Origin of the sequence: Kitasatospora sp. NPDC057518, from assembly GCF_042802075.1 — a bacterium.
Taxonomy (GTDB): Bacteria; Actinomycetota; Actinomycetes; order Streptomycetales; family Streptomycetaceae; genus Kitasatospora.
The window spans coordinates 23113-29369 of record NZ_JBHVEU010000053.1 but is presented as its reverse complement, the minus strand read 5'-3'; the positions used below and the strand labels follow the sequence as shown (position 1 = coordinate 29369).

Here is a 6257-nt window from a genome sequence, read left to right as displayed (position 1 = left end):
CAGCCCCTCGACGGACCGCGGCGCAGCGGCTTCACCGGGCGTCAGCGCGCCCCGGTCACACGGCCTGCCAGAGCGCCGGGACGATCGGCGGCTCCCAGCCGACCTGGGCGGTGTGGCCCTGGAGGCAGCGGTAGCTGACCCCGTTGTAGGTCACCACGTCGCCCGCCTGGTAGGTGGTGCCGGGCGTCCAGGTGCCACCCGGGTTCGGCGAGTCGTTGCCCACCACCAGGGAGAAGCTGGTGCTGTGGGTGGCCGAGCCGGTCCCGGTCAGGGTGATGGTGTAGGTGCCGGTGGCGGTCGAGGCGGCGGTGGCGACGGTGAGCGTCGCCGAGCCGCCGGACTGCACCGAGGACGGGTTGAAGGAGACGGTCACGCCGGCCGGGGCGCCCGAGGCGGTCAGGTTGACCGTCTGGGCCGAGCCGGAGGTGGTCGAGGTGGCGACCGTCGCGGTGGTGGTGTCACCGGGCTTGACGGTGGCGGTGGTCGGGTTCACCGAGAGGGAGAAGTCGTTGGCGGGCGCGGTGCCGCCGACCGAGGTCTTCCAGATGGTGTACGCCACGCCGTCGGCGTTGCGGTTCAGCACCGTCGCGTCGACGTTGCTGGTGGTGTCGCAGGACGAGTGGTAGCAGGAGTCGTAGGAACGCCCCGCCGTGCCGCCCCACTTGGCCGCCTGCGCCGAGGTCTTGGTGGCATCGGCGCCGGCCGCGTAGCCCGAGGTCGGGATGCCGGCCTGCTGGAAGGAGTAGTCGTCCGAGCGGCCCTGGCCCTCGACGTTCTCCTCCGGCTTGAGGTTCAGCGAGTCCCAGTAGGCCTTCATCGGGGCCGACGCCGCGGAGTTGATGTTGTTGATGAAGTAGCCGGCGTTGGGCGAGCCGACCATGTCGAAGTTGTAGTACGCCTTGATCGCGGAGCGCTGGGCGGAGCTCAGCTGGCCGACGTAGGACTGCGAGCCCTGGAGGCCCTGCTCCTCACCGGTCCACCAGCCGAACCGGACGTGCCGGGTCAGGCTGGGGTTCTGCTGGGCGAGCACGAGCGCGTTCTCCAGCAGGACGGCCGAGCCGGAGCCGTTGTCGTTGATGCCGGGGCCGGCCGAGACGCTGTCCAGGTGGGCGCCGAACATGGTGACCTGGTCGGACGGGCCGCCGGGCCAGTCGGCGATCAGGTTGTTGGACTGGTAGCTGCAGGAGGTGCAGGTCTGCTCGGTGACGTTGTAGCCGGCCGCCTGCAGCTTGGCCTTGATGTACGCGATCGACTGGCTGTGCCCGGCGCTGCCCGCCCGGCGGTGGCCGCCGTTCTGGTTGGCGATGGTGTTCAGCTGGGACAGGTGGGCCTGGACCTTGGCGACGTCGATGTCGGGCGCGGGCCCGCCGGGGTTGCCCCCGCCGCCGACCGTCAGGCCGTACTGGGCGGTGTGGGTGGTGGCGCCGGCGGTGCCGGTGACGGTGATCTGGTAGGTCCCGGCCACGGCCGCCGCGGAGGCGGACAGGGTCAGGGTGGAGGAGGAACCGGCCTGCACCGACGAGGGGTTGAAGCTCGCGGTGACGCCCGCCGGGAGGCCGGAGGCGGTGAGGCCGACGGTCTGCGCGGTGCCGGAGGTGACGGCGGTGCTCACCGTCGACGAGGTCGAGGCGCCGGGCTGGACGGAGCCGGACGCCGGGCCGAGCGACAGCGAGAAGTCGTTGTTGCCGGACGGCGTGCAGGTCGGGTCGCCGCTCTGGGCGGGGACGCTGACGGCGTCCCAGGCGGCCTTGGTGCGGTTGAAGAAGGCGCAGGTGGCGTCGAGGCTCTTGGCGGCGGTCAGGGTGGCCGTGCGGTAGCGCTTGTAGGTCATGCCGCTGGTCTTGAGCAGCATGCCGCCGTAGAAGACCCGGCCGGCGTCCTTGATGCCGATGCCGGTGACGGAGGAGTTGTTGCAGGTGGGGCTGGTGGGCTTGCCGCCGCCGGGGTTGGAGCCCTCGGCCAGCAGGTAGAACCAGTGGTTCAGCGGGCCGGCCGCCGCGTGCTCCTCGGTCTGCGGGATCGACGCCGAGTAGCAGTTCGGGTCGTTGTTGACGAGCGAGGGGTTGTACATGTTGCGGATCGGGCCCTGGCCGACCAGGTTGATCATCTCGCCGACGGTGTAGTCCGGGGAGTCGTACGGGGCGGGCTCGTTGGCGTACGACTCGGTCAGCGCGCCCATGATGTCGCCGGTGGCCTCACCCAGGCCGGACTCGTTGTTGGCGCCGCCCGGGGTGTACTGGTCGATGCCGTGGCCGAACTCGTGGCCGACCACGTCGATCGCCGCGATCCACTCGTTGGCCTGGCTGTGGCCGATGGATATCGTGCTGCCGTCCCAGTAGGCGTTGACGTCGTTGAGGCCGACCTTGACCGGCCAGCTGCCGCCGTTCCCGTTGTGCCCGTTGCGACCGAGCCAGTCGCGGAGCATGTCCCATTCCTTCTGGGCCGCGAACATCGCGTCGCCGCAGCCGGTCTCCTTGGTGGACGGGCTGCCGTTGCCCCAGGAGTCGCTGGACTTGGAGAAGACCTGCCCGGTGCTGTAGTCGGAACACGACAGGCCGGGCCGGTTCGGGTCGCGCAGCGAGTACGAGCCGCCCGAGCTCGTGGTGCTGATGGTGACCGGGGCGGGGCCGTTCCACTTGCTGTTGATGGTGCCCGCACGGACGTCGTCGTAGCTGTCGAGCACCTCGCCGGTGGCCGCGTCCACGAAGACGTGCAGCGTGCTGGGCGCCGACGCGGTGCGGCCCTTGAGGACGGTCTCCCAGGCGAGCCGACCGGTGCCGTCCTTGACCCGGACGACCAGGCGGGGGGAGTCCGCCGAGTCCACGGTGGCCAGTTTCGTCCGGGCGGTCTTCTCCGCGTCCGCCGCGCTGACCTGCGGGGTGGTCGAGCCGCCGACCGGTCCGGTGGCGGCGGACTGCAGGGCGCGGACCTTGCCCTGGGAGTCGGCGAGGACGACCGCGTCGCCGCCGACCACCGGCAGGCCGTGGTAGCTGCGCTCGTACGAGACGGAGTAGAGGCCGCCGAGCCAGGGGGTGACGGTCTTGCGCTCGTAGGTCTCGCCCGGGCCCTTGGCCAGCGCGTCCAGCCCGGCGTTCGCGGCCGCGTCGGCGGCGTTGACGGCGGCGGCCAGGGCGCTCGGCGGCGCCGAGGAGGGAGAGGGGGTGGGCGCGGCGGTGGCCGGGCCCGCGGCGGCGGCGATCATGCCGGCCAGCACGGTCAGGGTGGTCGCCGTGGTCAGCAACCTGCCTGCGGTGACTCTGCGTTGCATCGAGGCTCCTCGCATGTGGGGGTCCTCGACCGCGGACGGCTAGGGGCTGGTGGCACACCGCGGGGCCGTATCAGGGGGACGGCCGTGCGGGCCGTCCGCGCTCGGGTGCCCGAACCCTCACACGGCGTCATGCCCAGGTCAATGCCCGGTGCGCGCGGGGCAAGGGGTTGGCAAATTCCGTCAAGCCCGTCGGTCCGGCTTTGCGTCAAGCTGGGCTTTTCTTCAAGTGGTTGAGACCACCTCATGTACGAGGCGGGTGGCCATCGAGTACCGTCCTCCTGATCCGAGTCGTCGGAATCACTGGAATCGTCGACAGGCCCGGCGGCCGGCCGGGGACGACGCGCCCGGGGAGGCAGCCGTGCAGCGGAACCGTGTGGCCCCTGCGGCGGCGGTGCCGGCACCGCCGACCGGCCGGGGGCAGGACGCCTGGCGGGAGTTCGGCGCCCGGCTGCGGCACTGGCGGCGCCGGGCGGGCCTCACCCAGGCGCAGCTCGGCGCCGGGATCGGCTACGACCACACCGCCGTCAGCAAGATCGAGCACGGCGCCCGCCGGGTCACCCCCAGGGTCGCCGACCGGATCGACGACCTCCTCGGCGCCGCAGGGGAGTTGAGCGCCGCCTGTCAGCGCGCCGAGAACGCCGAACTGTGCGACCCGGACGCCATCTCGCCCGCCCTGCTCCGGCCCCCGCTGCCGGGCGGCGCACCGTCCGGCCCGCCCACCCCGCCCCCGGCGCCCGCTCCGCCGCGACTGCCGGACTACGGGCTGCTCTGTCCGCTGCACGGCGCCGAGGGCTGCGCCGTCCCCGAGCCCGGGGAACTCGCGGCCCTGCACGCAGAGTTCTGCTCCGCCGAGGCGCTCGCCGACCCGGCCGCGGCCCGCCCGCTGGACGCCGTCACCGCACACGCCCTGACCGGCCTGCTCGCCGCCCGCCTGCGCTCCGGCGAGACCGGCGACCGCCCGGTCCTGGTCGCCGCCGTCGAGCGCACCCTGCGCGCGGTGCTCGCCAGGCTCGCCACCGCCCCCGCCGGGCAGCGCGGCCCGCTGGTCCGGCTGGCCGCCGAGCACGCCCACGCGGCCGGCGCGCTGCGGATGCAGGACGGCCGCAACGCCACCGCGATGGCCTGCTACGACCGCGCCCTCACCTGGGCCGGGCTGGCCGCGGACCGGGCCACCCAGGTCGGCACGCTCAGCGACATGAGCATCCTGGCCCGGCTGGACGGCGACCCGGTCGCCGCCCTCGGCTACGCCCGCGAGATCGAACGGGCCGCCCCGGACCGGCACTGGGCCGGCGCGATGGGCCGGATCAGCCGGGCCCGGGCGCACGCGCTCACCGGCGACGTGCGGGCGACCGTCCGGCAGATCGACCTGGCCCGGTCGCACCTGGACCACATCGGCGCGGAGGACGAGGTCGACGTGCCCTGGCTCTCCATCGCCTCGATGAGGATGCGGGTCGAGTCCGCCGCGGCGGCCGCGCTGCGCGACCTCGCCGCCGCCACCGACGACCCCCGGCTGGCCCGCCGGGCGCTGGACGCCACCGAGACCGCCCTCGGCCTGCTCGGCCCGGACCAACTGCCCTCCAGCCGTCTGCTCTTCATCGTCCGCGCGGCCGACTGCCACGTCTGCGCGCACGACCCGGCCACGGCCGTCGACCTGCTCGGCCCCGCCCTGGAGGCGACCGGCGCGACCGCGCTGCCCGCGCTGGTCGAGTACGAACTGCGCGGTCTGCGCGACCGTCTCGCGGCGCACGCGCCCCGTGCCGCACACCGATGGGCGGAGCCGGCCCGCTCCTGACCCGGGGGCGCTCCTGGAGTCGCGGCGCCGGCCGTGGGATATGGCCGGATCGATAGCCGCGCGGGGCGGCGCAGAAGGGGCGCGCATCAGCGCTCGAAGATCTGCACGACTGTTGTCACACACCGTCAAGTCCCGCTTCTTCTCGACAATGCGCCCCCTTCGCGCCGCACAGACGTCAACTTCGTGCGCGTATAGTCCGCCGATCGGGTCATTCATGGAGTTAACACGTCGAATGACTGTCACGGCGCGCGTCGCCCGCTAGAGTCTCTGACGTTTCCAGTCGTTAGTCCGCGAAGAACGGGGGGCGCGTGCTGTCAGCCATTGCCCGCCGGCTCGCCCATCCGCTGCTGCTCCTGGGTGTGCTGTGCACAGCCGTCGCGACCCTGCACTTCCGCTGGGGACCGGACCGGGTCTCCCCGCTCTTCCTGATCGCCGTCCTCGTCTACCTGGCGGTCCTGGAGCGGGTGATCCCGTACCGGACCGACTGGCATCCGAGCCGACGTGAACTCGGCTGGTACAGCGTCTACTTCGCGCTGAGCATGGTCGGCGGCGCACTGGCCCAGGGGCTGGTGGCGACGCTGGTGCAGGTGCTCGGCCCGGCCCACCCGGCGCTGCCGTTCGCGGTGGAGATCCCACTCGCGCTGCTGGTCGGCTCGCTCGGCGACTACCTCGTGCACCGCTGGTCCCACCGCAACAGGTGGCTCTGGCGGCTGCACGGGGTGCACCACGTCCCGGACAAGGTGAACGTCGCGAACAACGGCGTGAATCATTTCCTGGACGTGTTCGTCGCGCAGTCCGTGGTGCAACTGTCGCTGGCGCTGATCGGATTCTCGGCGGATTCAGTGTTCGTGGTCGGAATATTCGTCCTGGCTCAGGGGTATTTCGTCCACGCCAACATCGAAGTCCGCATCGGTCCGCTCGGCCACGTCCTGGCCGGGCCGGAACTCCACCGCCTGCACCACAGCACCGACCTCGCCGAAGCCGGCCACTACGCCTCCGACCTCTCGCTCTGGGACCACGTGTTCGGGAGCTTCACCTGGCGGCCCGGCCGAGTGCCGAAGGCCGTCGGCCTCACCGACCCGGCCGCGTTCCCCGCCACCGGCGAACTCGGCGCCACCCTGCTGCACCCCTGGCGCCGGGCGAAGACCACCGAGCAGTCCGTCTGACACCCGGCCCGAGCGGCCGCTCCCACCTGCC

The 6257-nt window shown here is 72.6% G+C and carries 3 protein-coding genes; 2 read left to right on the top strand and 1 reads right to left on the bottom strand.

All coding sequences use genetic code 11. The features are described from left to right. Nucleotides 1-55: 55 nt before the first annotated feature. Nucleotides 56-3268 carry a M28 family peptidase gene (locus tag ACFU7Z_RS08345; RefSeq protein WP_380776993.1) on the bottom strand — a complete coding sequence of 1071 codons (3213 nt, stop codon included), beginning with the start codon at nt 3266-3268 and terminating at the stop codon, nt 56-58. 358 nt (nt 3269-3626) lie between these two features. Between ACFU7Z_RS08345 and ACFU7Z_RS08340 the strand changes: the two genes are divergently transcribed. After that, nucleotides 3627-5060 (top strand): helix-turn-helix domain-containing protein, encoded by a 1434-nt coding sequence (locus tag ACFU7Z_RS08340; RefSeq protein WP_380776992.1) that lies wholly within the window; start codon nt 3627-3629, stop codon nt 5058-5060. Nucleotides 5061-5368: 308 nt separating this feature from the next. After that, entirely contained in the window at nt 5369-6226 is an 858-nt protein-coding gene (locus ACFU7Z_RS08335) for a sterol desaturase family protein (protein WP_234348325.1), read from the top strand. Nucleotides 6227-6257 lie beyond the last annotated feature (31 nt).

Coding starts and splice junctions, on each gene's coding strand:
- ACFU7Z_RS08345 (WP_380776993.1), bottom strand. CDS start 3,268: ATGCAACGCAGAGTCACCGCAGGCAGGTTGCTGACCACGGCGACCACC.